The organism is Shewanella sp. KCT (assembly GCF_007636505.1).
Classification (GTDB): domain Bacteria; phylum Pseudomonadota; class Gammaproteobacteria; order Enterobacterales; family Shewanellaceae; genus Shewanella; species Shewanella halotolerans.
Map to the genome: position 1 here is coordinate 54,976 of NZ_LVDJ01000011.1, position 23,416 is coordinate 78,391.

The following is a 23,416-nucleotide window of genomic DNA, read 5'->3' on the forward strand; positions in this document are numbered from 1 at the left end:
CGACCATCGAAATCAGTGAAGGTTCCTTAATCTTAAGGAAAAGCGCACCGATTTCGGGTCGTTACCTTATTCGGTCACCAGATAGCTCTGAGGGTAGCCGTTTTGCTGCAGTGTCTGATGCAGCTGGGCAGCGATTTGCTGGCGTCCTATGGGGCCGAGTTGCAAGCGATAGAGATTGCCGCTCTGCTGGATACGCGTCTTCACCTGGTACTGGTCGGCCAAGGTCTGCGCCAGATGCTCGATGCGTCCCTTATCTGAGGAGGCGATCACCTGCACATAGTGAAGCTTGGTTTCCTGCAGTGCGGCCAAAGCCACCGACTCGGGGTTTTCTATGTAGATCACCTCGAGCTGCACCTTGGCCGTGCCTGTCTTGAGCATGTCCAGGCGATGCGCCGCGGCGTAGGAGAGATCTATGATGCGGTTATCGTGAAAGGGGCCGCGATCGTTGACCCTCACCACTACCGATTTGTCGTTGGCCAGATTAGTGACCTTCACGTAGCTTGGCAGTGGCAGCGTCTTATGGGCCGCCGACATGGAATACATGTCGTAGGTCTCGCCATTGGAGGTGAGGTGACCATGAAACTTGGCGCCATACCAGGAGGCGATGCCTGTCTTCTGATAGCCTTTGCCTGTGTCGAGCACCCGGTAGGTCTTGCCCAGCACAGTATATTCCTTGCGGTTGCCGCCGCGGCTGTAGGGCTCAAACTTGGGGTGAGCATCTTCCACCTTGGAGACATCGGGCGCATCGGTCGGCGCTACGTCGTCGGCAATCTTATAGCGGCCGCTCTGAGACGAGCAGCCCGCCAAAACCAATAGCAGGATGAAGGAGAGCAGTGACAGGGCGTTACTGTTTCGCATAAGCATCTTTGAGTTGTTGGCTAAATTGATACACCGCCATGGCGTACAGCGGGCTGCGGTTATAGCGGGTGATCACGTAAAAGTTGTTTAGTCCCAGCCAGTAATCTTTGCCGTCTTGCTGCTCAAGCTCGACCAGTAGTGCGGGTTGTTGCACGTCGAGATCGACATTCTGCGCCAGGGAGATGGTTGGCGACAGGATGTCGGCAACCTTGTAGGAGAGCTTCTCTCCCGACCAGGCCTTGAGATGCGCGGGCAGATGGTGCGTAGTCAGCGGTAGGGTGATCAAGGCGCCCTTCTGCCAGCCATGTTGATGGAAATAGTTGGCGACACTGCCGATGGCATCGACCGGATCGCCAACCAGGTCCCGGCGGCCGTCGCCGCTAAAATCCACCGCGAAATGGCGATAGCTGGAGGGAATAAACTGACCATAACCCATGGCGCCGGCGTAGGAGCCTTTTAGCGAGCTCAGGTCCAGTTTTTCCTCTTTGGCCAGGGTCTGTAGCTGGGCGAGTTCCTTGCGAAAGAAGTCGGCCCGCGGCGTGTAATGAAAGCCCAAGGTGTAGAGGGCATCGATCACCGGGTAGGTGCCCATGTAGCCGCCGTAGAAGGTCTCGATGCCGATAATGGCAACGATGATCTCGGGGTCCACCTGATAGGTCTTTGCCGCCTTGGCGATGGTCGCATCATGGGTGCGCCAGAAATTCAGTCCCTTTTCCAGACGCTTATCGGTGAGGAAGATGGGGTGATATTGAAACCAGGGCTTGGCTTCCCATGGGGTGGTGATGGCATCGATCACCTTCTGGTTGTATTGGGCGCTACTGAGAAAGCTGTCTATCTCTGCCTGGGTGAAGCCGGCGCCGAGTTGCTGCTCAGTGAAGGCTGTCTTCAACTCACTGATGTCACCCTCTTGGGGGATCACCTTGTCATCGGCTTGGGCCAGCATGCTGGCGCTGCCCAGCATCAGGGCGAAAAATAGCTGTGAAACTGGTTTCAAATCGTCTTCCTTTAACGGTCAATGAATCGTCTATGGGTATGAATGCTCATCAGGATCCCGAAGCCTGTCATCAGGGTCAGCATAGAGGTGCCGCCGTAACTGATGAGAGGCAGAGGTACACCAACTACGGGGAGTAGTCCCGATACCATACCAATATTCACAAAGACATATACAAAGAAGGTTAAAGTAATACTGCCAGCGAGTAAACGGGCAAAACTGGTTTGTGCGCGCGAGGCAATCACCAGGCCGCGGCCGATCACATAGAGGTAGAGGCAGAGCAGAATAAGGCTGCCGATCAGGCCAAACTCCTCGCCGATAACCGCGAAGATGAAGTCTGTGTGGCGCTCGGGCAGGAACTCCAGCTGAGATTGAGTGCCGTCGAGCCAGCCCTTGCCCCAGATCCCACCGGAGCCGATGGCGATCTTGGACTGAATAATATGATAGCCAGCGCCCAGTGGGTCTTTTTCCGGATCCAGCAGGGTCAATACCCGGGTACGTTGATAATCGTGCATCAGGAAGTACCAGAGCACAGGCAGCATGGCCAGCACGCCGCCGATGAAGCTGCCGACGATGGCCCAGCTCATGCCGGAGAGAAACAGCACGAAGATCCCCGAGGCCGCCACCAGGATGGAGGTGCCGAGATCCGGCTGCTTGGCAATCAAGAGCGTCGGAATAAGCAGAATTACCCCTGCACCGGCCAGATAACGTTTCTTCGGCGGCAGCGGGAACTTACTGATATACCAGGCCATGGTGATCGGGAAGGCTAGCTTAATCAGCTCAGAGGGTTGAAACTCCATGAAGCCCAGGTTGAGCCAGCGCTGGGCGCCCTTGTTGATCTCACCGAAGAAGTGCACACCGAGTAGCAGAATCACCCCGGCGATATAGATGGGGAAGGCCCAGCGCCTGAGCACCTCAGGGTTGATCTGTGCGACAAACAGCATGATCCCCAGCGACAGTCCCATACGGATCAGCTGACGCTCCATCAGCGCCATATCTTCGCCGCCAGCGGAATAGATGACGAACAGGCCATAGCACATGAGCGCCAGCAGCCCTAGAAGCAGTGGCAGGTCGATATGCATGCGCTGCCAGATGTTGGGTCTATGGCTATGGGCGTTCATTGTGTGGGCTCCCGGCGGTTTCTAAGGGCAGGTTGTCGCGTAGCATATACTCATCCAGCAGCGCGCGGGCCACGGGGCCAGCGTTGGCGCCACCCCAACCGGCGTTTTCCAGTACCACTGCCAGCACGATGCGCGGCGCCTCATAGGGGGCGTAGGCGACGATCAAGGCGTTATCCCTCAGGTGTTCGTCGATATTCTCTGCGTCATATTTTTCATCTTCGGCCACACTGAAGACCTGGGCGGTACCCGTCTTCATCGCCGCGGTATAGCCGGCATCGACGAAGCGTGACTTATGGGCGGTATCTCTCATCGCCTCGTTGATGATCTGCCAGTTGTGTGGACTCTTCAGTACCACGGGAGCCATCTTGTCTACCGGGGTGTCCACCTTGACGGTATCATTCTTGATCGACTTCAACAGGTGCGGCACGAAACGTTCGCCCTTGTTGGCCATGATGGCGGTGGCGTTGGCCAGCTGCAGCGGTGTGGTGGTCCAGTAACCCTGGCCGATCCCCACTGAGATGGTATCGCCGATATACCAGGGCTGATTGTATTTGAGGCGTTTCCAGTCCTTGGATGGCATGTTACCGGCCGATTCCTCGAAGATATCGACACCTGTGCGCTCGCCAAAGCCGAACTGCTGCATGAAGTTGCTGATCTTATCTATGCCTGTCTTGTAGGCCATGTCGTAGAAGTAGGTGTCACAGGAGTGCACCAGGGCGCCGTTGACATCGACCCAGCCGTGGCCCCAACGTTTCCAGTCGCGATACTTGCGCTCGACGCCGGGGATCTGCCAAAAGCCTGGATCCCACACCCGGGTCTTAGGGGTCACAACCTTTTCTTCCAGGCCCAGCAGCGCCATGTGAGGCTTAACCGTCGATGCCGGGGCGTATTGGCCCTGGGTGGCGCGGTTTATCAGCGGGCGAGAGCGAGCGTTGAGCAGATCGCTATAGGCCTTGGAGCTGATGCCGTGCACGAACTGGTTCGGGTCATAGCTGGGGCTGGAGACCATGGCCAGTATGCCGCCGTCGCGGGGATCTATGGCAACGATCGAGCCGCGGCGACCCGCCAGTAGCTCCATCGCCTTCTTCTGTAGCTGAAGATCCAGGGTCAGGTAGATATCCTGGCCCGGCTCTGGCGCCACAGATTTAAGGGTGCGAATGGTGCGGCCGCGGTTATTGACCTCTTCTTCCAGGTGACCCGGCATGCCGTGCAGCAGGCTCTCATAAAACTTTTCGATCCCCTGCTTGCCGATATCCTTGGTGGCGGCGTAGTTCTGCCACTGGCCGTTGCGCTGCAATGCGGCCTGGTCCCTGTTGTTGATGCGGCCCACATAGCCCAGCACATGGGTCAGCAGCCCATCGTAGGGGTAGTGGCGTTTCAGGCCCGCATCGATGGAGAAGCCTGGAAATCTGTGTTGGTTCACGCTAAAGATCGCCACTTCCTCCTCCGACAGGCGGTTCTTGACCGTGATCGGCTTGAAGCGGCGATGGTATTTGAGGGAGGCGACCAGGCTTTCTCTGTCATCCTTGCTGAGCTCGACGACCTTGGCGAGTTCATCCAGGGTCGAGGGAATGTCTTTGACCTTCTCGGGGATCAGTTCCAGCGAGTAGAAGGGCTGATTCTCCGCCAACAGTTGGCCGTGTCTGTCGTAGATCAGGCCGCGGCTTGGCGCCACTGGCACGACGCGGATGCGGTTGTCGTTGGAGCGGGTCTCGTAGTCTTTGTAGGACAGGACTTGCAGATGATAGAGGTTGCCCAGCAGTATGCTCAGCAAGATTATCACACAACCAAAGGTGAAGATGGCGCGGCGTTTGAACAGCGAGGCTTCGGCTGCATGATCATGCATGGCCATCCGTTTACGTGGCGCCAATTATACTCTCTCCGGCAGTATGTTGGTTGTCACTATCATCGTCTATCCCTCGATTGACTCGAGTATCGCGCGGCGCACTACTCTCTATGATACGGGTGGTTGTTGTTGATGCTCCAGGCACGGTATAGGCTCTCGGCCACCAAGACGCGTACCAAGGGGTGGGGCAGGGTCAAGGCCGATAGACACCAGCTCTGATTCGCCGCCTGTTTACAGGCGGGAGCCAGCCCCTCGGGGCCGCCGATAAGCAGGCTAACATCGCGACCGTCGAGTTGCCAGCGATTGAGCTGAGTGGCAAGTTCGGGCGTGGTCCAGTTTTTACCCGGCAGATCCAGGCTGACGATATGGTTTCCCTTAGGGATAGCCGCTAGCATCTGTTCGCCCTCTTTGTGCAAGATGCGGGCGATGTCGGCATTCTTACCGCGCTTGCCGGCAGGGATCTCAATCAGTTCGAACGCCATGTCCCTGGGGAAACGGCGCTGATATTCTTCGAAACCTGTGGTGACCCAGGCGGGCATGCGAGTGCCCACGGCAACGAGTTGTAACTTCATTAAGCTGGCTTTTCAGACCACAGCTTTTCAAGCTGATAGAAGTCGCGGGTCTTGTCTTGCATCACATGAACAATCACGTCGCCCAGGTCGACCAGCACCCATTCGCTGCTGTCACGGCCTTCGACGCCATGGATATGTAGGTTGGCACGTTTGGCCTCGAGTACCACGTTCTCGGCGATCGCTCTGACGTGGGTCTTAGAAGTACCCGAACAGACCACCATATAGTCGGTAACATTCGACTTGTCGGTGACTTCCAGTACTACAACATCTTTTGCTTTTAAATCTTCGACCTTGTCGATGACAAACTGTTTAAGCTCGGCGCTTTGCACGCTAAATTCCTCATTCATTTTTAACAGCGAGGCAGTATAACAGGTTATGCCCCTAAAGTAATTGCTAATAGCGGTGCGTGAAATGCCTGTCTGCGCCCTAAACGGCGTGAGTTTGGCTAAAGGTTGAAGCCTTGTTATCTGGCTGTTAGCGGTAGAGCTGATGGGCGGCGATATAGTCGGCCACAACCTGTGGCATGGCATCGGGCGCCAGCTGATTTTGGGCCAGCTGCTGGCGAATCTCGGTAGAGGAGTAGGGCTGAGGTGTGATGGTCACTGGGAGGATGAGACCGGCGTAGCAATCTGACTCTGCAGCCCTATCTAGCCCTGTCTTGTCTGCGCGGCGGGTATTAAGCAGTGTGGCCATCTCGCTGTCATCGCACAACGTCCAGCCCGGACGCTGACAGACGGCGATATGACACAGCTCGAACAGCTGCCGCCAGTGATACCAGCTTGGCAGGCCAACGAAGGAGTCCATCCCCATGATAAACACCAGCTGATCCTGGCTGTGGGTCTGACGCAGGTACTTCAGGGTCTCTACCGAATAGGAGGGCTGGTCGCGGTTTGCCTCTATGTCACACAGCTTGAGCTGTGGGTATTGCTGACACACCAGCTGGGCCATCGCCAGGCGGTGTTGGGTCGAGGTATTGGTGCCGTTCTTGTGGGGCGGAATATGGTTGGGCATCAGCCAGACTTCGTCGAGTCCCAGGGCGGCCTGCACTTCAAGCAATGGCTTGATATGACCATAGTGAATGGGGTCGAAGGTGCCGCCCAGTATGCCTATCTTCATCAGCTTTTTCCTAGCCGAGTTCGATATGGCTAAGATGGCTGTGAGCCTTCGGATCGTACAGCAGGCAGAGGTGACTCATGGCGGTCCAGTCTTCAGCTCCTTGCTGCTTGAGCTTCAGCTCGATCTTCGAGGCGCTGGCCAGGGCTGTCTCTATCTGACTTAGGCTTAGGCGCGACAGCGCGCCCTGATACAGCCCCTTGCGCTTGTCCCAGATCCTGAACTGACTCCACAGACTCTGCATCGGCGTTCCCGCCTCCTGAGCCTGCTTGAGCTGTAACAGTGTGGTCAGCTCCTTAAACTGGCCCCACAGCAGTATCGGCAGGGCCGTGCCCTCGGCCTGGAGCTGGGCCAGAATATGCTGGGCCTTCTCCTGTTGATTGGCTAGCAGGCAATCGGCCAGCTGAAATACGCTGAAACGGGACTGATCTTCGAAGTAGTTTTGCAGTTGCTCGCTGGTGATCTGGCTGCTGGGGCTAAGTAGCACCAGCAGTTGTATCGCCTGATCCGCTGCCAGCAGGTTGCCTTCATACAGACTCAGCAACAGCTGCTGGGCGTCCTGGGTGAGGTTTAAGCCGGCCTCGCGAACACGGGTCTGTAACCAGCGTTGAAACTGTGGTCCTTCGGGCGTGGCGCAGGGGATATAAATCCCTTTGTCATCCAGCTGCTTAAACCATTTCGACTTGGTCTGCTCGCTGGCAAGCTTTGGCCCTGTGATCACCAACAGAATATCCGGATTTACCTGCTGCATCAGATTCTGTAGCTGGCTACTGCCCTCGCTGCCGGGTTTGGCCTGGGGCAGGTGCAGCTCTATGATGCGGCGACTGGCGAACAGGCTCATGCTGTTCCACTCATCCTGCAATTCGCGCCAGTTAAAGCCAGTCTCCTGAGTGAGCACTATGCGCTCCTCGAAACCTTCTCGCTTGGCCTGTTCCAAGATCGCCCGCTTGCTGGTTTCACACAGCCAGGGGTCATCACCAAAGATGAGGTAACAGGGCTTTAGCGGCGAGAGCTGCTTGGCGAGCTGGTCCGGGTAGACGCGCATCAGTTGGTCTCGATAGAGGCCAGGATCTGGATGATCTGGTCGGCGGCCTGGATGCGCATCTCTTTTACAAGCAGCTCCATCTCACGGCTCTTTGCCAGTGCGGTGCGGGGATCGTCAAGGTAGTCGCGGTGAATGTCGACATCGAAGGCCTTGGCCTCGCGCTCGGGATACTGCACCGCGAAGCGCACATGATAGTTGAGCTCATATTCCGCCACATTCCCCGTGGGGTAGAGGGAGAGGGTACTTCTGTCCAGCGAGTCGTTGAGGATCCGCACGACAGGCACACTGGTATCGTCTTCCACCACTGTAATGCTGTTGAGACGCAGGCGTTCGCGCACCAGGCGGGTCAGCTCGCTGTATTCGTCCTGGCTGCTCAGGGTGAGCGTCTTAAGAGAATCTGGGATCGAATAGCTGCGCTGAAGTTTAAAACCACATCCGGCGCTAAGCAGCACCGAGAGGGCTAAGATTGCAAAACATAAGCGTTTAATAAGCATAGGCTAAGCCATCTATTTCCATGTTTGATAAGACTCGGCCACCTGAGGTGGCCGAGTAGAGCGGGCAATTAGTTGGCTACGATATTGAGTAGCTTACCAGGTACATAAATCACCTTACGTACCGTCTTGCCTTCGGTGTGCTTGATAACGCCTTCCTCTGCCATACCGGCAGCTTCCACCGTGTCTTTGTCGGCGTCGGCGGCCACTGTTACCTTGGCGCGTAGCTTGCCGTTCACCTGTACTATGATCAGCTTGCTGTCTTCGACCAGCGCCGACTCATCGACGACCGGCCAAAGCACGTTTTCAATCGTCTCTTCGTGACCCAGTGCCTGCCACAGCTCGAAGCTGGTGTGCGGGATGATAGGGTAGAGCAGACGCACCACGGCGCACAGGGCTTCCTGCATCAGGGCTCTGTCTTGCTCGCTCTCCATCGGCGCCTTTTGCAGACGGTTCATCAGCTCCATCACAGAGGCGATGGCGGTGTTGAACATCTGACGACGCTCGATATCGTCACCCACCTTGGCGATAGTCTTGTGCAGCTCACGGCGCAGCTCTTTTTGAGCGCTATCGAGTGAGGCAACATCCAGGTCAACGGTTGGGCCTTGTGACACATGGTCATGGGCCAGTTTCCACAGACGCTTGATGAAGCGGTGAGCCCCTTCGACGCTCGACTCTTGCCATTCCAGGGTCAGTTCTGGTGGCGAGGCGAACATCATGAACAGACGCACGGTATCGGCGCCGTACTTGTCCACCATCTCTTGCGGGTCGATACCATTGTTCTTCGACTTAGACATCTTGCTCATGCCGGTGTAAACCAGTTCATGACCTTGGCTGTCGACGGCCTTGACGATACGGCCCTTGTCGTCGGTTTCGGTAACCTTGGCATCGTTTGGCGATACCCAGACACGGGCACCTTTCTCATCTGTGTAGTAGAAGGCATCGGCCAGCACCATGCCCTGGGTTAGCAGACGCTTGGCTGGCTCATCGCTGTTAACCAGGCCGATGTCACGTAGCAGCTTGTGGAAGAAGCGGAAGTAGAGCAGGTGCATACAGGCGTGCTCGATACCACCGATATATTGATCCACCGGCAGCCAGTAGTTGGCCTTGGCTGGATCCAGCATCTGGTCGGCCTTAGGGCTACAGTAGCGGGCATAGTACCAAGAAGACTCCATGAAGGTGTCGAAGGTATCGGTTTCTCTGAAGGCTTCCTGACCGTTAACCTGAGTCTTGGCCCACTCTTTGTCGGCCTTGATTGGGCTCTGGATACCATCCATGACCACATCTTCAGGCAGGATCACCGGCAGTTGATCTTCAGGCGTTGGCATTACCGTACCGTCGGCCAGGGTGACCATAGGAATTGGCGCGCCCCAGTAACGCTGACGGGAGACACCCCAGTCACGCAGACGATAGTTTACCTGACGCTTACCCTTGCCTTCGCTGGTTAGCTTAGCGTCGATGGCATCGAACGCTGCCTGGAAGTCCAGGCCGTCCAGCTCTGGGAATGAGTCGCCAGAGTTAAACACTATGCCCTTTTCTGTGTAGGCTTCTTCGCTGATATCCAGCTCGCCATCTGCAGGCTTGATCACCCCTTCGATTGGCAGGCCATACTTAGTGGCAAATTCGTAATCACGCTGGTCGTGACCCGGTACCGACATCACGGCGCCAGTACCATAGTTCATCAGCACGAAGTTAGCGGCCCAGATAGGCACCAGCTTGCCTGTCAGCGGGTGGACGGCCTTAAGGCCAGTGTCGACACCCTTCTTCTCCATGGCGGCCATGGCGGCTTCTGTGGTGTCGGCGTTCTTGCACTCTTCGATAAAGTCGGCCAGCACAGGGTTGTTTGCCGCTGCTTGCTCAGCTAACGGATGACCTGCGGCGATCGCCACATAGGTCACGCCCATAACAGTGTCTGGGCGAGTGGTGTAGATGTCGAAGCTCTGATCGCTACCCTCGACCTGGAAGGTCATCTCGATACCTTCGCTGCGGCCAATCCAGTTGCGCTGCATGGTCTTGACCTGCTCAGGCCATTCGTCCAGTTGGTCGATATCGTTTAGCAGTTCTTCGGCGTAGTCGGTGATCTTGATGAACCACTGAGGGATCTCTTTTTGCACCACTTGAGTATCACAGCGCCAGCAGCAACCGTCTTGAACCTGTTCGTTGGCCAGTACGGTTTCATCGTTTGGACACCAGTTAACCGAGGCGGTCTTCTTGTAGACCAGGCCCTTTTCGTACAGCTTGGTGAAGAACCACTGCTCCCAGCGGTAGTATTCAGGTGTACAGGTGGCGATCTCACGGCTCCAGTCGTAGCCGAAACCCAGCATTTTCAGCTGGTTCTTCATGTAATCGATGTTTTCATAGGTCCAAGGGGCCGGCGCCGTCTTGTTGTTGATGGCGGCGTTCTCAGCAGGCAGACCGAAAGAGTCCCAACCTATGGGTTGTAATACGTTTTTTCCTTGCAGACGCTGGTAACGGGCAACGACATCGCCTATGGTGTAGTTGCGGACATGGCCCATATGCAGTCGGCCTGAAGGGTATGGAAACATAGAGAGACAGTAAAACTTCTCTTTGCTTTCGTCCTCGGTTACTTCAAATGTTTTAGTGTCTTGCCAGTGCTGCTGCACCTTAGCTTCAATCTCTGAAGGTAGATATTGCTCTTGCATTGATGATTCCCGGCCATGCCGCCTATTTATTTGATCTTGCGCATCTTGCGCGCGAGTTAGATCTGCATAGAATAAACTAGAAGTGAGTCATTAAAAAGGTTCGCATGAAGGAGTATTGAACATGAGTGAAAGAAGTACCGAGTTGCTAGCGCTTTACCAGGCCCTATTTGAGCAGGTGAAATCGGATTTCTCTGAAGATAACTCAATGACTGCAAAGGAATTATATAAGACTGTCACGGCGAGTAAGGAGTTCTTGCTGCTTAAGGAGCAGGCCAAGGAGGAGGAGCTTGCCCTGGTAGAAGAATTTTTAAAGCGTGATATCGGCAGCTACCTGGCCGAAAAGAACGCCACGGATCTTAGCCACAGCCCCACAGTCATCGCCGCCGAGAATACCCTGTGGCATTGGCTGAGTGAGATTACCGACAGGAGTCAGGTCGAGTGGCATGAGGTGACCCAGGACTTCAAGCATCATGGCTATTATCAGAGTGGTGAGATTGTGGGTCAGGGAGTGATGGTCTGCACCGGCTGCGGCCACGAGATGCGTATCGAATTCCCCGGTGTGATCCCCGACTGCCCCGAGTGCGATGGCGATCAGTTTACCCGAGAGGCGCTGGCGCCTTAATCTCCTGAGCGCTTGATGACTGAGTGCCTGATGTTTTCAGGGGCTCATTCCCTGAGCGCCCGACGCATAAGCATCTAACCACAGTCGTGAGTCTGACCGGCTCATAAAAAATCCCCGCCAATGCGGGGATTTTTGTATCTGCTCGAAATTTGTTGGTGGGCCAATTCTAAAGTTAGAGCTAGAGTTAGAGTTAGAGCTAGAGCTAGAGCTAGAGCTAGAGCTAGAGCTAGAGCTAGAGCCTTAGTCTGCGAATCACCGCGCCGATTAATAGGATGGTGCACAGCAGCAGGAGTGGCGTCTGGCCCCAGCGGGCGAAGCCTGTACTGCCTGACACCAGCGGCACCTCGGCCTTGAGCACTCCGGTTTCAAATTGCGGCAGGCTATGGGTGATCTTGCCCTGTGGGTCGACCACGGCGGTGACGCCATTGTTGGTGGCTCTTAGTAGCGGCCTGCCCAGCTCGATGGCGCGCATCTGGGCGATCTCCATGTGCTGCAACGGCCCGTTTGAGCGGCCGAACCAGGCATCGTTGGAAACGGTGAGCAGCAGCTCAGTACCGGCATTCACGTTAGCCCTGAGCTGCTCGGGGAAGGCGATTTCATAACAGATGGCCGGCGCCAGCTGATGCCCCACGGCGTCGAGGTTAGGCTGCTGGAAGTCGCCTCTGGCGAAAGAGGACATGGGCAGGTTAAAGAAGGGGGCCAGGGGCCTGAGCAGATCTTCCAGCGGCACAAACTCGCCGATGGGCAGCAGGTGGTGCTTACGAAACTCGTTGCTGCCATCGCCGCGATAATCGGCACTTTCTTGTTGTAGCTGCTGGTGGTTACCCAGGACGATCAGCGAGTTATAAAAGCGATTCTGCTGCTTGCTGATGATGCCCGTGATGATGGCGCTGTTATTCAGATTGGCGACCTTGTTGGCGTTGTCGAGAAACTCTTCCACCATATACTCGGGGGCAGGGATCGCCGCCTCAGGCCAGATAAACAGATCTGTGTCGGCCAGCGACGGCCTTGAGAGATCCATATATTTCAGCATGGTGGGCCAGAGCGCCTCGGGCTGCCATTTCATGCTCTGGGCGATGTTGCCCTGCACCAGCGCCACCTTGACCGATTTGCCTGTCGGGGTAATGGGCGATAGTTGCGCGCTGGCAAATGCCCCCAGGCCGGCAAGGGCGGCGATAAGGAGCAGCGGTGCTGCTCGCAAGCTCAATGAGCGCGGCCCATTTGAGCTCACCCCATTTGAGCCTTGCCCATCAGCGCGATGGGTGAAGGCAAGGGCCAAGGCGCCGGCGATCATGGCTAATACCAGGCTGAGCCCCAGGGCGCCTACGTTGCTGGCAAGGGGCGCCAGCGGCCCATTGGTTTGGCTATAGCCGGCCCAGAGCCAGGGGAAGCCGGTCAGCACCCAGCCTCTGGCCCACTCGGTTAGCACCCAAGCGGCAGGGAAGACGGCGAGAAAGCGCAGCGTGAGTGATTGAGGTACCAACTTAACGCTGAGGTAGGCCGCCAGTGCCGGGTAGAGCGCTAGGTAGAGGGCCAGGATGGCCATCAGGCCCAGTGAGGCGATAAGCGGCAGGCCACCGTAGGTGTCTATGCTGACATGCACCCAGCTGATCCCCACAGAGAAACAGCCAAAGCCAAAGCTCAGCCAGTAGATAAATGTCTGCTTCGGGGGAAGCATACGGCTGTGCCCAAGGGCGAATGCCATGGCCAGGGGATAGATGAGCCAAAGTGAATAGGGGGCGAAGGCCAGAGCGGTACTGGCACCCGCCAGATAGGCGAGTACCAGCCGTATTACAGGATGATGGGCAATTGCCCTAAGTCGTAGCAGCATTATAGCCTCATCAAGGGACTGAAAAGTTAAGCGTTTTCTTCTTCAGTCTGGGGATCGGGAAGTTTCACCCTGAGCTGAACCAGCCTGCGGGTGTCGGCGCTAATCACCTTAAATTCAATCTCATCTATGGTGATCTTCTCGTTGCGCTCGGGCAGGTGGCCGAAGGCGTGGGAGACCAGGCCACCGACGGTATCGAACTCTTCGTCACTAAACTGGGTGCCGAAGGTCTCGTTGAAGTCGTCGATAGGGGTCAGTGCCTTGACCATGTAGATCTGTTTGCCCACCTTGCGGATCTCTGTCTCTTCGGCGGAGTCGTGATCGAACTCATCTTCGATCTCGCCGACGATCTCTTCGAGAATATCCTCGATGGTGACCAGACCGGAAACGCCACCATATTCATCGACGACGATAGCCATATGGTAACGTTGGGAACGGAATTCCTTCAGGAGCACGTCGACACGTTTGCTCTCCGGTACCACGACGGCCGGACGGATCACCTGCTCGAGGGAAAAGGGCTCGTCGTTATTTTTAAAGCCATACTGCAACAGGTCTTTAGCCAGCAGTATGCCTTCGATATGATCTTTATCTTCGTTGACCACGGGGAAGCGGGAATGGGCCGAGCCGATTACGGTCGACAGCAGCTCCTCTACCGTGTTGTCTATTTTTAGCGCCACAATTTGTGCCCGTGGGATCATGATGTCGCGCACGCGCAGATCGGAGACTTCTAAAACACCTTTAATCATTTCGCGCGTGTCTTCGCTGATCACTTCTCTCTGTTCAGCGTCGTGGATCACCTCCACTAACTCGTCGCGACTCTGTGGTTCGCCCTGGAATAACTGACTTACTTTTTCAAACCAGCCCTTCTTGTGGGCGTTGCTACTCGGTGGGTTATCGTCACTCATAGTAATTTCCTGACCAGAATTGGCCGGCTATTGCTCCTTGTAAGGATTGGGAAATCCCAAACTTTCAATAAGTTGAGTCTCTAAAGACTCCATCTCTTCTGCTTCGCTATCGATAATATGATCATACCCTAGCAGATGCAGACAACCATGTACAACCATGTGGGCCCAGTGGGCTGTAAGGCTTTTTCTTTGGATCTCAGCCTCCTGCTCGACCACAGGCACACAGATAACTAAGTCGCCCAGCAGGGGTAGTTCAACCTCAGGCGGCGACTCGAACGGGAATGATAGCACATTTGTCGGCTTGTCTTTGCCTCTATAGGTATGATTTAACTGCTGACTTTCCGCCTCATCCACCAGGCGTATGGTCATCTCGGCCTCTGGCATGGCATTGCCAAGGGCCAGACGTACCCAAGACTCGAACTCTTCCTGGGTCGGTAGCTGCTCAGCCTGGGTGGCAACCTGTAGATCCAGGTGCAGTGCAATTGGGCTATCAGGCATCATGGTGCTTAGGCTCCTCTGCCTTAAACTGGCTCTCGCGCTTGGCCTTTTCGCTGGCTACCTTCTGATCGTGCGCCTCATAGGCCTCGACGATACGGGCCACCACGGGGTGGCGCACCACATCCTTGGCCTGGAAGAAGTTAAAGCTGACCTCGTCGACTTCGCTAAGCACTTCGATGGCATGGCGCAGACCAGACTTCTGATGCTTGGGCAGGTCGATCTGAGTGATGTCACCAGTGATCACCGCACGGGAGTTGAAGCCGATACGGGTGAGGAACATCTTCATCTGCTCCACAGTTGTATTCTGACTCTCATCCAGGATGATGAAGGCATCATTCAGGGTGCGGCCACGCATGTAGGCCAGAGGCGCGACTTCGATGACGCTGCGCTCGATCAGGCGCTCGACCTTCTCAAAACCCATCATCTCAAACAGGGCGTCATACAGGGGACGCAGGTAAGGGTCGACCTTCTGGCTGAGATCGCCGGGCAGGAAGCCGAGCTTCTCGCCGGCCTCGACCGCTGGGCGGGTCAGCAGTATGCGTCTCACTTCCTGACGCTCCAGGGCATCGACCGCCGCCGCGACCGCCAGGTAGGTCTTACCCGTACCGGCCGGACCAATACCGAAGGTGATGTCGTGGCGCACTATGTTGGCCACATAATCGCTCTGGTTAGGGTTGCGGGGCTTGACCACGCCGCGCTTGGTCTTGATATACAGCTCTTTGTCGTCACGGGGGGCGTCGGCCTCCAGCGCGATCGCCTCTTGTATCGCCATGTGCACCTTATCGGGCTCCAGGTCTGGCGTGCTGCCGCGTACCGGCTGTGTCTCGATATAGAGTTCTTTGAGCAGGTTATTGACCGTCAGGCAGTTGCGGGCCTGACCGACAATTTGAAAATGGTTATTGCGATAGTTGATCTCGACGCCGATACGACGCTCGAGTTGTTTGATGTTGTCATCAAAGGGGCCGCAGAGTGAGGCTAGCCTACGGGTATCAGACGGCTCGAGATACAGATTGAGCGTGGTGAGTTTGTTTGACAAAAATAGCTCCAGTTGCGTTTGTCGTGAATGCGTGTGCCGTCGGGTGTCATGCCCGACAGACTATAGTGACAGTTTACGAGGCATTAAGTTTAATTGCTAATGCTATTTGATTACACCATTTGATCGAAAACTCGCCGCCCTTAAAAGGTTTATGGATTCAAGGCGCAGTAAAAATGCACGATAGAAATGTGCAATAAAAAAGCGACCCTGGGGTCGCTTTCAATTCGCACTTAAGATGTTGCCTAAGGGATAAACTGCGTCACCCCAAGATCGTCATCTTTCTTATGCTTGGCCAGGATGTCAGATGGACGCAGGTCACGGCGCAGGTCCATCTCATCTTCGCCGCGAATGAACTTGCCACGCAGCGAGTTGGTAAACACATCGACAATCTCGACGTCGACGAAGCTACCTATGTGCTTAGGATCGGCTTCGAAGTTCACCACACGGTTGTTTTCGGTGCGACCACGCAGCTCCATCGGATTCTTCACCGATGGGCCTTCTACCAGGATACGCTGCACTGTGCCTAGCATCTGACGGCTGTAGCGCATCGCCTGCTGGGTGATCCTGTCTTGCAGAATCGCCAGGCGCTCCTTCTTCTCATCCAGCGACACATCGTCAGGCAGGTCTGAGGCGGGCGTGCCCGGGCGTGCGCTGTAGATAAAGCTGAAGCTGTGGTCGAACTGCACATCTTCAATCAGCTTCATGGTATCGGCGAAATCCTGCTTAGATTCACCAGGGAAGCCGACGATGAAGTCAGAGCTGATCTGAATGTCGGGCCTAGCCTTACGTAGACGACGGATGATCGATTTGTATTCGATAGCCATGTGGCCACGCTTCATCTGGGTGAGGATCAGATCTGAACCAGATTGCACCGGCAGATGCAGGAAGCTCACCAACTCAGGCGTGTCTTCATACACGTCTATGATGTCTTGGGTAAACTCGATCGGGTGGCTGGTGGTGAAACGAATACGATCGATACCGTCGATGGCGGCCACATAACGTAGCAGCTCGGCGAAGGTACAGATATCGTCATCGTGGGTCGCGCCGCGATAGGCGTTCACGTTCTGGCCTAGCAGGTTTACCTCACGCACGCCTTGCTCGGCGAGCTGAGCGATCTCTAGGATCACGTCGTCCACCGGACGGCTCACCTCTTCACCGCGTGTGTATGGCACTACGCAGAAAGAGCAATATTTGCTACAGCCTTCCATGATGGAGACGAAGGCGCTCGGGCCCTCGGCGCGCGGCTCTGGCAGGCGGTCGAACTTTTCAATTTCGGGGAAGCTGACGTCGATGACTGCCTTGCCGCCTTGCTGGATCTGTTCGATCATCTCTGGCAGACGATGTAGTGTCTGTGGGCCGAAGATCAGGTCGACACACTGAGCTCTGTCTTTGATTGCCTTACCTTCTTGAGACGCCACACAGCCACCTACACCTATGATAAGGTTAGGGTTCTTGTCTTTTAGCGTCTTCCAGCGACCCAGCTGGTGAAATACTTTTTCCTGTGCTTTTTCGCGAATCGAGCAGGTATTGAGTAGCAGTACATCTGCTTCTTCGGCCTCTTCGGTCAAGGTGTAGCCTTGATATTCGTCGAGCAGGTCGGCCATCTTTGATGAGTCATACTCATTCATCTGACAGCCCCAGGTTTTAATGTGGAGTTTCTTACTCATCAGTTTTGCGCCGTTGTTGCAACTACTGGGAAAAATAGCGCGACATTTTACCCTCTGCGCCGCCTGCTGGCTAGCTTTTGCACGTCATAAGGATGAATTTACTCGGTGCGCGCGGATCCTTTGACCGGGAAATCCACCAGGGCGACCTGCGCCTCGGGCATCTGAGTAAAGAAGGCATCGGCCATCGCCTGGCTGCTGTTTTTGGCCTGACGCTGTATGCTTGTTTGGATCTCCGCCCTATAATGGCTCATTAATTCAATCGTATATTGATATAGGGCATAATCAAGCGAGTTGCGATAGGTTACAGTCATCCTCTCCATCCCAGAGGTGGGCGTGGCAAGGGCCGAGGCCGAGATTAGACTGGCGGCGGTGATTAGGCTGGCTAGCAGTAACTTTTTCATAGGACACTCCGTGACACTCAGCAGTAATGGTTAGCTGTATTGCAAGTTAGCTGTGAACTGAGAGTGTAAAGGCGCAAATGGTGTTATGCGCCGCGCCTTTGTAACTGAGTGTGAGTAGTTGCCTGCCTGGTAACATTTATACACGCAATCCGTCGATGTGACATATTTGGTAATAAGAAGTAGGGAGTCGAACCCAAGGTGAGTCAGAACCAGCGCAAGACCTTAGTGAAAGATGTTGTCGTGTTAGGCGGCGGTATGGTGGGGGCGGCGACGGCCCTCGGGTTGGCGCAGCTTGGCCTGTCGGTGGCGGTGGTTGAGGCCTATGGGCCGAAGGCCTACGACAGTGAGCAGGAATTGGATCTTAGGGTATCGGCCATCAGCGTGGCCTCTGAGCAGTTGCTCGAGCGCCTCGGCGCCCTGCCGGCACTCGGCGAGATGCGTCAGGTGGCCTACAAGGGGCTAGAGACCTGGGAGATGGAAGGCTGCATCACCCAGTTTCATAGCGACCAGATTGGCGCCTCTCATCTTGGTCATATCGTCGAGAACCGCTTGGTGCAGCTGGCCCTGTGGCAGCAATTTGACCGACATGACAATCTCAGTCTGCTTTGCCCTGCCAAGGTGAGCCAGTTTGCCCGCATGGAAGGCGGCATTCGCCTCACCCTGGAGGATGGTAGCGAGATAGAGACGCGGCTATTGGTGGGGGCCGATGGCGCCAACTCTCAGGTGCGCCAGTGGGCAGGGATCGGCGTGACGGGGTGGGATTACGCCCAGTCGGCCATGCTGATCAATATCGCCACCGAGCAGGAAGAGCAGGATGTCACCTGGCAGCAGTTTACCCCTAAGGGGCCGCGCTCCTTGTTGCCGCTACCGGGTAAGCACGCCTCCCTAGTGTGGTATGACGATGCCAGTCGTATCGCTCAGCTGCAAAGCCTAAGCAATCAGGCGCTGTATGAGCAGATAGATGCCCATTTTCCTAAACGTCTGCCGCGTGAGTTTAAGGTGCTCTCTAAGGGAAGCTTCAAGCTGACCCGTCGCCACGCCCAGCGCTACTTCGACGATCACCTGGTCATCTTGGGCGACGCCGCCCATACCATCAATCCGCTGGCCGGCCAGGGCGTCAACCTGGGCTTTAAGGATGTCAGCGCCTTGATAGACACCTTCGCCGATGCCATCGCTAACCATAAATGCTGGTGGGATAACGAGGTGCTCAAGAGTTATCAGGCTAAGCGTTACACCGACAATCAGCTGATGATGACCACCATGGATCTCTTCTACGCCGGCTTTAGTAACGAGCTCTTGCCGCTGAAACTGCTTAGAAACGGTGCCCTCAAGCTGGCGAACATAGACGGGCCCATCAAGCAGAAGGTACTCAAATACGCCATGGGGCTATAAGCTCCGGCCATATTGCCCTTGTCCGGGATAAATTTGTTGCCGACTCGATTGAGTGCTAAAATGCCGCGTTTTTTATTGGCACTTGCGAATGGACAAGGGTGAAATGAGCAATATAAAGCTTATCGTAGGCTTGGCTAATCCAGGCGACAAATATGAGCAGACTCGGCACAACGCAGGTGCATGGTATGTCAACGAGCTGGCACGGGTATGCGGTGTCAGCCTGGTGGCCGACAGCAAATACTATGGCCTGACCGCCAGGGCAACTCTGTACGGTAAAGATGTGCGCCTTTTGATCCCGACCACCTTTATGAACCTTAGTGGCAAGTCGGTGGGGGCCTTGGCAAACTTCTTTCGTATTGCTCCCGATGAGATCTTAGTGGCTCACGATGAGCTGGATATGCCGCCGGGTGTGGCTAAGTTTAAGTTGGGCGGCGGTCACGGTGGCCATAATGGCCTCAAAGACATCATCGCCAAGCTCGCTAACGACAAAGGTTTCTATCGCCTGCGGATCGGCATTGGCCATCCAGGCGACAAGAGCATGGTCAGTAACTATGTGCTGGGTAAGGCGCCGCAGACTGAGCAACGCCTCATCGAAGAGGTGATTGACGAGGCGGTGCGGGCCACCGAGGTGCTCTTTAAGGAAGACATGAGTAAGGCGATGCACAGGTTGCACTCTTACAAGGCCGGATAAGTCGATTCGTCGACAATGAACAGCTTCATTATCGCCTCGGCGATAAGGTTAATTAAATAAAGGTAATAATATGGGTTTTAAATGTGGCATCGTCGGCCTACCAAACGTAGGTAAATCGACTCTGTTCAACGCCTTGACTAAGGCGGGTATCGAAGCGTCAAACTTCCCGTTTTGTACGATCGAGCCTAACACGGGTGTGGTACCTGTGCCGGATCCACGTTTGGAGGCCCTGGCGGAAATCGTTAAGCCTGAACGTGTTCTGCCGACTACCATGGAATTCGTCGATATCGCCGGCCTGGTGGCGGGTGCCTCGAAAGGGGAAGGCCTGGGTAACAAGTTCCTGGCAAACATTCGTGAAACCGATGCTATCGGTCACGTGGTGCGTTGTTTCGAAGATGAGAACATCGTACACGTCGCCAACAAGGTTTCGCCTGCAAGCGACATCGAGGTGATCAACACCGAACTGGCACTGGCCGACTTAGATTCTTGCGAGCGCGCCATCTTGCGTCAGCAAAAGCGTGCCAAGGGCGGCGACAAAGATGCTAAGTTTGAGGTGAGCGTACTCGAGAAGATGCGCCCTGTGCTGGATGAAGGTCACATGCTGCGCTCTATGGATCTGAGCAAGGAGGAACTGGCGGCGGTTAACTACCTTAACTTCCTGACCCTCAAGCCAACCATGTATATCGCTAACGTTGCCGAAGATGGGTTCGAGAACAACCCACACCTGGATGCGGTACGCGAGATCGCGGCGAAAGAGAATGCGGTAGTCGTGGCCGTGTGCGCGGCGATCGAATCTGAGCTGGCCGAGATGGATCCTGAAGACCGTGACGAGTTCATGGCCGACCTTGGCCTGGAAGAGCCTGGTTTAGATCGCGTGATCCGCGCCGGTTACCAACTGCTGGATCTGCACACCTACTTTACCGCCGGTGTGAAAGAGGTTCGCGCCTGGACTGTGCCAGTTGGCGCCTGTGCGCCGCAGGCGGCTGGCGTTATCCACACCGACTTCGAACGTGGCTTCATTCGTGCCCAGGTGATGTCTTATGACGACTTCATCGCCTACAAGGGTGAGGCGGGTGCCAAAGAAGCGGGTAAACTGCGCGTCGAAGGTAAGACCTATGTGGTTAAAGATGGCGATGTGATGCATTTCCTCTTCAACGTTTAGCGGTTGACGCCGTTCTTGGCGGCGAAAACCAACAAACGCTTAGGCGGCTCGATACTCATATCGGGCCGTTTTGCTTTCTCCTACGGGGAAAAATAGGCGTTAATTGCAGGTTTTTACGGGCGAATTGCATAAGGCCTGTTCACTTTGGTGAGTTTATAGGCGAACGGCTAAGATAGTTTAAATTAGCGAAAAAAAGCTGTTGACCTGCCTACGCTGAATAAGCATAATACGCCCCGTTCCTCAGCAAGAGGGGCGCGAAATATCGATGGCTATGTAGCTCAGCTGGTTAGAGCACAGCACTCATAATGCTGGGGTCGCAGGTTCAAGTCCCGCCATAGCTACCATCCTTTCAAGATGTAAAATTGATAGTGGCAGACGCCACCATCCTTTCAAGATGTAAAATTGATAGTGGCAGACGCCACCATCTGTTCAAGATGTAAAACTAGAAGCAGTGCGGGAGTGGTGGAATTGGTAGACACGCCAGATTTAGGTTCTGGTGCCGCAAGGTGTGAGAGTTCAAGTCTCTCCTCCCGTACCATTTATTTTTGACTAGAGGTTGTCTACCTTTAGTCTTAAGCAAGAAAATTGGGGTATCGCCAAGCGGTAAGGCACCGGGTTTTGATCTCGGCATTCCTAGGTTCGAATCCTAGTACCCCAGCCATTTTCCTCTTGCTTAACTTGATTCTTGGGGTATCGCCAAGCGGTAAGGCACCGGGTTTTGATCTCGGCATTCCTAGGTTCGAATCCTAGTACCCCAGCCATTTATCAGTAAGATAAATGTGGCTATGTAGCTCAGCTGGTTAGAGCACAGCACTCATAATGCTGGGGTCGCAGGTTCAAGTCCCGCCATAGCTACCATCTTATTTCAGGTAAATCCGCCGTTATCGGCGCCATCTGCTCGAGATGTAAAACTTGAGGTCTGCTAGTTAGTTGAGCCTCGGCTCAGACATATGACTAGAATCTTCATCAAGATATAAAACTAGATGCTAAGCGGGAGTGGTGGAATTGGTAGACACGCCAGATTTAGGTTCTGGTGCCGCAAGGTGTGAGAGTTCAAGTCTCTCCTCCCGTACCATTATTTGAGGTTATAGGTGTTTCCTGTAATCTAAGCCAAGCTTGTTGGGGTATCGCCAAGCGGTAAGGCACCGGGTTTTGATCTCGGCATTCCTAGGTTCGAATCCTAGTACCCCAGCCATTTTTATCTAGCTTAAGATGTTAAACTAAGCCATCAAATCAGATGTAAAGCGATGCGGGAGTGGTGGAATTGGTAGACACGCCAGATTTAGGTTCTGGTGCCGCAAGGTGTGAGAGTTCAAGTCTCTCCTCCCGTACCATTATTAAGATTGCAGAGAGCCTGTCCAAGTGACAGGCTTTTTTGTATCTGTCTTTTGCCTATCTGTCGTTTGTTTATCTATCAGTTGCCTGTCAGGCCAGAATCTGAACCCTCAGACCCTGGATTTAAGCGTCGCTTCAATCCTTGCGAGAAGCCTTCAAGTCACAAGCCGACCCAAGCAGTGATCTACTGGCTAGTCGCTGCTAGGCCCCTGTGATAGCATGAGTTTTTTATTATCACAGGGAGTGACAACCTTGAGCATTAAAACATTAGTCTGTGGCCTGAGCCTGCTGGCGCTTAGCCCTCTGGTACTGGCACAGCCCAGCACACTAACGATAAAGCAAAATACCCAGCCTAAGTCTTCAGACCGTTATATTCGCGCGGTACATCAAGAGATAGAGACCCACAACATAGGGCTCGAAAAGACTCGCTACGCAATCTTGATGGGCATGCTGAATACCAAGGGCTTCGCCTGGGTGTATGACGGTGAGGGCGAGGGTTATATCTTGGCGCGCTTTGACTATCGCGGCGACACCAATGTGATGCGTATCGAATACGACGAGTCCCTGGTGCAGCTCAAGTATCAAGATGCCCTGGGCGATTATCAGTGCGCAAATCTGATCGATGGGATCTGCTATAAGAATGGCCGAGGCTATTACAACTACATCAAGAACCTCAGAGCCAGCATCGCCAGACAGCTGCAAATGCGTTAAGGAAGCGTGAAGATGAAAAAGATTATGCTAGGAATGCTCATAGGGCTAAGCCTTGCGGCGCCATTGCAGGCACAGGGGCTGCACCTCTATCAAGATCCCATTCCACTGGGCAGCTATGTGACTGATTACGATGACATGCTGGATAAGGCCGTGTCACGTAACCACTGGCGCTTCGAGCGTGTGGGGGACAAACGCTTCGCCAGACTGAGCTACAAGACCTATGAAATCAACGTCGAGCTGGTAGAGAGCGACAAGGGCATCGCCATCACCCTGATCGATGCCAAGCGCGAAGGCTGTACCAAGAAGTGTGACGTCGACATGGGTAAGGTCAGCGGTTGGCTGGTCAAACTGCGCCGCACCATCGCCTATGATCTTACCCTGGCGGTGCGTGATGACGCCCTGAGGCGCACGGTCAGATAGGTGTTAGGTTGTTAGATGATGATAGATACAAAAAAGCCACTCAATCGA

General features: G+C 54.9%; 22 protein-coding genes and 8 tRNA genes. 14 read left to right on the plus strand and 16 right to left on the minus strand.

The genetic code is table 11. The features are described 5' to 3' along the window. Window positions 1-66: 66 nt before the first annotated feature. The 10 genes from AYI87_RS15560 to leuS all read right to left on the minus strand — a co-directional run bounded on the left by AYI87_RS15560 (window position 67) and on the right by leuS (window position 10,700). Window positions 67-864, minus strand: coding sequence for a septal ring lytic transglycosylase RlpA family protein (locus AYI87_RS15560; protein ID WP_186300650.1), 798 nt, complete (start codon window positions 862-864; stop codon window positions 67-69). Then, a complete protein-coding gene (mltB, locus tag AYI87_RS15565) occupies window positions 845-1,801 on the minus strand; it encodes a lytic murein transglycosylase B (RefSeq protein ID WP_260865158.1) in 957 nt (318 codons plus the stop codon). The genes AYI87_RS15560 and mltB overlap by 20 nt, the downstream gene beginning before the upstream one ends. A gap of 62 nt (window positions 1,802-1,863) precedes the next feature. After that, the gene (gene rodA / locus AYI87_RS15570) at window positions 1,864-2,970 is read right to left on the minus strand and encodes a rod shape-determining protein RodA (RefSeq protein WP_144203635.1); all 1,107 of its coding nucleotides are present in this window, start codon (window positions 2,968-2,970) and stop codon (window positions 1,864-1,866) included. Then, a complete protein-coding gene (gene mrdA, locus AYI87_RS15575; RefSeq protein ID WP_144203637.1) occupies window positions 2,957-4,840 on the minus strand; it encodes a penicillin-binding protein 2 in 1,884 nt (627 codons plus the stop codon). Before mrdA ends, rodA begins: the two co-directional genes overlap by 14 nt. Window positions 4,841-4,917: 77 nt before the next feature. Continuing rightward, window positions 4,918-5,388 carry a 23S rRNA (pseudouridine(1915)-N(3))-methyltransferase RlmH gene (gene rlmH / locus AYI87_RS15580; RefSeq protein ID WP_041509028.1) on the minus strand — a complete coding sequence of 157 codons (471 nt, stop codon included), beginning with the start codon at window positions 5,386-5,388 and terminating at the stop codon, window positions 4,918-4,920. After that, the gene (gene rsfS / locus AYI87_RS15585) at window positions 5,388-5,717 is read right to left on the minus strand and encodes a ribosome silencing factor (RefSeq protein WP_144203639.1); all 330 of its coding nucleotides are present in this window, start codon (window positions 5,715-5,717) and stop codon (window positions 5,388-5,390) included. The genes rlmH and rsfS overlap by 1 nt, the downstream gene beginning before the upstream one ends. Before the next feature lie 145 nt (window positions 5,718-5,862). Continuing rightward, window positions 5,863-6,504 (minus strand): nicotinate-nucleotide adenylyltransferase, encoded by a 642-nt coding sequence (gene nadD / locus AYI87_RS15590; protein WP_144203641.1) that lies wholly within the window; start codon window positions 6,502-6,504, stop codon window positions 5,863-5,865. Between the two features lie 10 nt (window positions 6,505-6,514). Further along, window positions 6,515-7,546, minus strand: coding sequence for a DNA polymerase III subunit delta (gene holA, locus AYI87_RS15595; RefSeq protein WP_144203643.1), 1,032 nt, complete (start codon window positions 7,544-7,546; stop codon window positions 6,515-6,517). Beyond that, window positions 7,546-8,040: an LPS assembly lipoprotein LptE gene (lptE, locus tag AYI87_RS15600; protein ID WP_144203645.1), complete on the minus strand. Its 495-nt coding sequence runs from the start codon at window positions 8,038-8,040 to the stop codon at window positions 7,546-7,548. The genes holA and lptE overlap by 1 nt, the downstream gene beginning before the upstream one ends. Before the next feature lie 68 nt (window positions 8,041-8,108). Then, window positions 8,109-10,700: a leucine--tRNA ligase gene (leuS, locus tag AYI87_RS15605; protein ID WP_144203647.1), complete on the minus strand. Its 2,592-nt coding sequence runs from the start codon at window positions 10,698-10,700 to the stop codon at window positions 8,109-8,111. A gap of 121 nt (window positions 10,701-10,821) precedes the next feature. Between leuS and AYI87_RS15610 the strand changes: the two genes are divergently transcribed. Next, a complete protein-coding gene (locus AYI87_RS15610) occupies window positions 10,822-11,322 on the plus strand; it encodes a zinc ribbon-containing protein (RefSeq protein WP_011866725.1) in 501 nt (166 codons plus the stop codon). 232 nt (window positions 11,323-11,554) lie between these two features. Here AYI87_RS15610 and lnt read toward each other — a convergent pair whose 3' ends face one another. From lnt to AYI87_RS15640, 6 genes are all read right to left on the minus strand, one after another. Then, window positions 11,555-13,153, minus strand: a complete 1,599-nt coding sequence (lnt, locus tag AYI87_RS15615; RefSeq protein ID WP_144203649.1) for an apolipoprotein N-acyltransferase — start codon at window positions 13,151-13,153, stop codon at window positions 11,555-11,557. Window positions 13,154-13,179: 26 nt separating this feature from the next. Beyond that, window positions 13,180-14,055, minus strand: coding sequence for a CNNM family magnesium/cobalt transport protein CorC (gene corC, locus AYI87_RS15620; RefSeq protein WP_011866723.1), 876 nt, complete (start codon window positions 14,053-14,055; stop codon window positions 13,180-13,182). A gap of 27 nt (window positions 14,056-14,082) precedes the next feature. After that, complete coding sequence (ybeY, locus tag AYI87_RS15625) at window positions 14,083-14,556, minus strand: rRNA maturation RNase YbeY (protein WP_144203651.1); 474 nt, start codon at window positions 14,554-14,556, stop codon at window positions 14,083-14,085. Beyond that, window positions 14,546-15,589 (minus strand): PhoH family protein, encoded by a 1,044-nt coding sequence (locus AYI87_RS15630; RefSeq protein ID WP_144203653.1) that lies wholly within the window; start codon window positions 15,587-15,589, stop codon window positions 14,546-14,548. Before AYI87_RS15630 ends, ybeY begins: the two co-directional genes overlap by 11 nt. 242 nt (window positions 15,590-15,831) lie before the next feature. After that, window positions 15,832-17,256: a tRNA (N6-isopentenyl adenosine(37)-C2)-methylthiotransferase MiaB gene (gene miaB, locus AYI87_RS15635; protein WP_011866720.1), complete on the minus strand. Its 1,425-nt coding sequence runs from the start codon at window positions 17,254-17,256 to the stop codon at window positions 15,832-15,834. A gap of 98 nt (window positions 17,257-17,354) precedes the next feature. Then, on the minus strand, window positions 17,355-17,657 hold the full coding sequence (locus AYI87_RS15640) for a hypothetical protein (RefSeq protein WP_144203655.1): 303 nt from the start codon (window positions 17,655-17,657) through the stop codon (window positions 17,355-17,357). A gap of 255 nt (window positions 17,658-17,912) precedes the next feature. Here AYI87_RS15640 and AYI87_RS15645 point away from each other — a divergent pair, with 255 nt between their 5' ends. The 13 genes from AYI87_RS15645 to AYI87_RS15705 all read left to right on the plus strand — a co-directional run bounded on the left by AYI87_RS15645 (window position 17,913) and on the right by AYI87_RS15705 (window position 23,368). Beyond that, window positions 17,913-19,049 (plus strand): FAD-dependent monooxygenase, encoded by a 1,137-nt coding sequence (locus AYI87_RS15645; RefSeq protein ID WP_409928978.1) that lies wholly within the window; start codon window positions 17,913-17,915, stop codon window positions 19,047-19,049. A gap of 103 nt (window positions 19,050-19,152) precedes the next feature. Further along, the gene (gene pth, locus AYI87_RS15650) at window positions 19,153-19,740 is read left to right on the plus strand and encodes an aminoacyl-tRNA hydrolase (RefSeq protein ID WP_011866717.1); all 588 of its coding nucleotides are present in this window, start codon (window positions 19,153-19,155) and stop codon (window positions 19,738-19,740) included. A 70-nt stretch (window positions 19,741-19,810) separates the two neighbouring features. Further along, the gene (gene ychF / locus AYI87_RS15655) at window positions 19,811-20,902 is read left to right on the plus strand and encodes a redox-regulated ATPase YchF (protein WP_011866716.1); all 1,092 of its coding nucleotides are present in this window, start codon (window positions 19,811-19,813) and stop codon (window positions 20,900-20,902) included. Window positions 20,903-21,169: 267 nt separating this feature from the next. Then, window positions 21,170-21,246: transfer RNA gene (locus AYI87_RS15660), tRNA-Met, on the plus strand. 109 nt (window positions 21,247-21,355) lie between these two features. Further along, window positions 21,356-21,440, plus strand: a tRNA-Leu gene (locus AYI87_RS15665). A gap of 48 nt (window positions 21,441-21,488) precedes the next feature. Continuing rightward, window positions 21,489-21,563: transfer RNA gene (locus AYI87_RS15670), tRNA-Gln, on the plus strand. Between the two features lie 25 nt (window positions 21,564-21,588). Beyond that, window positions 21,589-21,663: transfer RNA gene (locus AYI87_RS15675), tRNA-Gln, on the plus strand. Between the two features lie 20 nt (window positions 21,664-21,683). Then, window positions 21,684-21,760: transfer RNA gene (locus AYI87_RS15680), tRNA-Met, on the plus strand. A 132-nt stretch (window positions 21,761-21,892) separates the two neighbouring features. Then, window positions 21,893-21,977, plus strand: a tRNA-Leu gene (locus tag AYI87_RS15685). 45 nt (window positions 21,978-22,022) lie between these two features. Continuing rightward, window positions 22,023-22,097: transfer RNA gene (locus tag AYI87_RS15690), tRNA-Gln, on the plus strand. Window positions 22,098-22,151: 54 nt separating this feature from the next. Beyond that, window positions 22,152-22,236 (plus strand) — tRNA-Leu (locus tag AYI87_RS15695). 244 nt (window positions 22,237-22,480) lie between these two features. After that, on the plus strand, window positions 22,481-22,948 hold the full coding sequence (locus AYI87_RS15700) for a hypothetical protein (protein ID WP_258406446.1): 468 nt from the start codon (window positions 22,481-22,483) through the stop codon (window positions 22,946-22,948). Window positions 22,949-22,960: 12 nt separating this feature from the next. Further along, entirely contained in the window at window positions 22,961-23,368 is a 408-nt protein-coding gene (locus AYI87_RS15705) for a hypothetical protein (protein ID WP_144203661.1), read from the plus strand. The last annotated feature ends 48 nt before the right edge of the window (window positions 23,369-23,416 follow it).

Excerpts from the sequence above, each read along its gene's own strand:
- AYI87_RS15560 (WP_186300650.1), bottom strand. The coding sequence starts at position 864 with ATGCTTATGCGAAACAGTAACGCCCTGTCACTGCTCTCCTTCATCCTG.
- mltB (WP_260865158.1), bottom strand. The coding sequence starts at position 1,801 with ATGCTGGCCCAAGCCGATGACAAGGTGATCCCCCAAGAGGGTGACATC.
- rodA (WP_144203635.1), bottom strand. The coding sequence starts at position 2,970 with ATGAACGCCCATAGCCATAGACCCAACATCTGGCAGCGCATGCATATC.
- rlmH (WP_041509028.1), bottom strand. The coding sequence starts at position 5,388 with ATGAAGTTACAACTCGTTGCCGTGGGCACTCGCATGCCCGCCTGGGTC.
- nadD (WP_144203641.1), bottom strand. The coding sequence starts at position 6,504 with ATGAAGATAGGCATACTGGGCGGCACCTTCGACCCCATTCACTATGGT.
- holA (WP_144203643.1), bottom strand. The coding sequence starts at position 7,546 with ATGCGCGTCTACCCGGACCAGCTCGCCAAGCAGCTCTCGCCGCTAAAG.
- lptE (WP_144203645.1), bottom strand. The coding sequence starts at position 8,040 with ATGCTTATTAAACGCTTATGTTTTGCAATCTTAGCCCTCTCGGTGCTG.
- leuS (WP_144203647.1), bottom strand. The coding sequence starts at position 10,700 with ATGCAAGAGCAATATCTACCTTCAGAGATTGAAGCTAAGGTGCAGCAG.
- AYI87_RS15610 (WP_011866725.1), top strand. The coding sequence starts at position 10,822 with ATGAGTGAAAGAAGTACCGAGTTGCTAGCGCTTTACCAGGCCCTATTT.
- lnt (WP_144203649.1), bottom strand. The coding sequence starts at position 13,153 with ATGCTGCTACGACTTAGGGCAATTGCCCATCATCCTGTAATACGGCTG.
- corC (WP_011866723.1), bottom strand. The coding sequence starts at position 14,055 with ATGAGTGACGATAACCCACCGAGTAGCAACGCCCACAAGAAGGGCTGG.
- ybeY (WP_144203651.1), bottom strand. The coding sequence starts at position 14,556 with ATGATGCCTGATAGCCCAATTGCACTGCACCTGGATCTACAGGTTGCC.
- miaB (WP_011866720.1), bottom strand. The coding sequence starts at position 17,256 with ATGAGTAAGAAACTCCACATTAAAACCTGGGGCTGTCAGATGAATGAG.
- AYI87_RS15640 (WP_144203655.1), bottom strand. The coding sequence starts at position 17,657 with ATGAAAAAGTTACTGCTAGCCAGCCTAATCACCGCCGCCAGTCTAATC.
- AYI87_RS15645 (WP_409928978.1), top strand. The coding sequence starts at position 17,913 with ATGGTGGGGGCGGCGACGGCCCTCGGGTTGGCGCAGCTTGGCCTGTCG.
- pth (WP_011866717.1), top strand. The coding sequence starts at position 19,153 with ATGAGCAATATAAAGCTTATCGTAGGCTTGGCTAATCCAGGCGACAAA.
- ychF (WP_011866716.1), top strand. The coding sequence starts at position 19,811 with ATGGGTTTTAAATGTGGCATCGTCGGCCTACCAAACGTAGGTAAATCG.
- AYI87_RS15705 (WP_144203661.1), top strand. The coding sequence starts at position 22,961 with ATGAAAAAGATTATGCTAGGAATGCTCATAGGGCTAAGCCTTGCGGCG.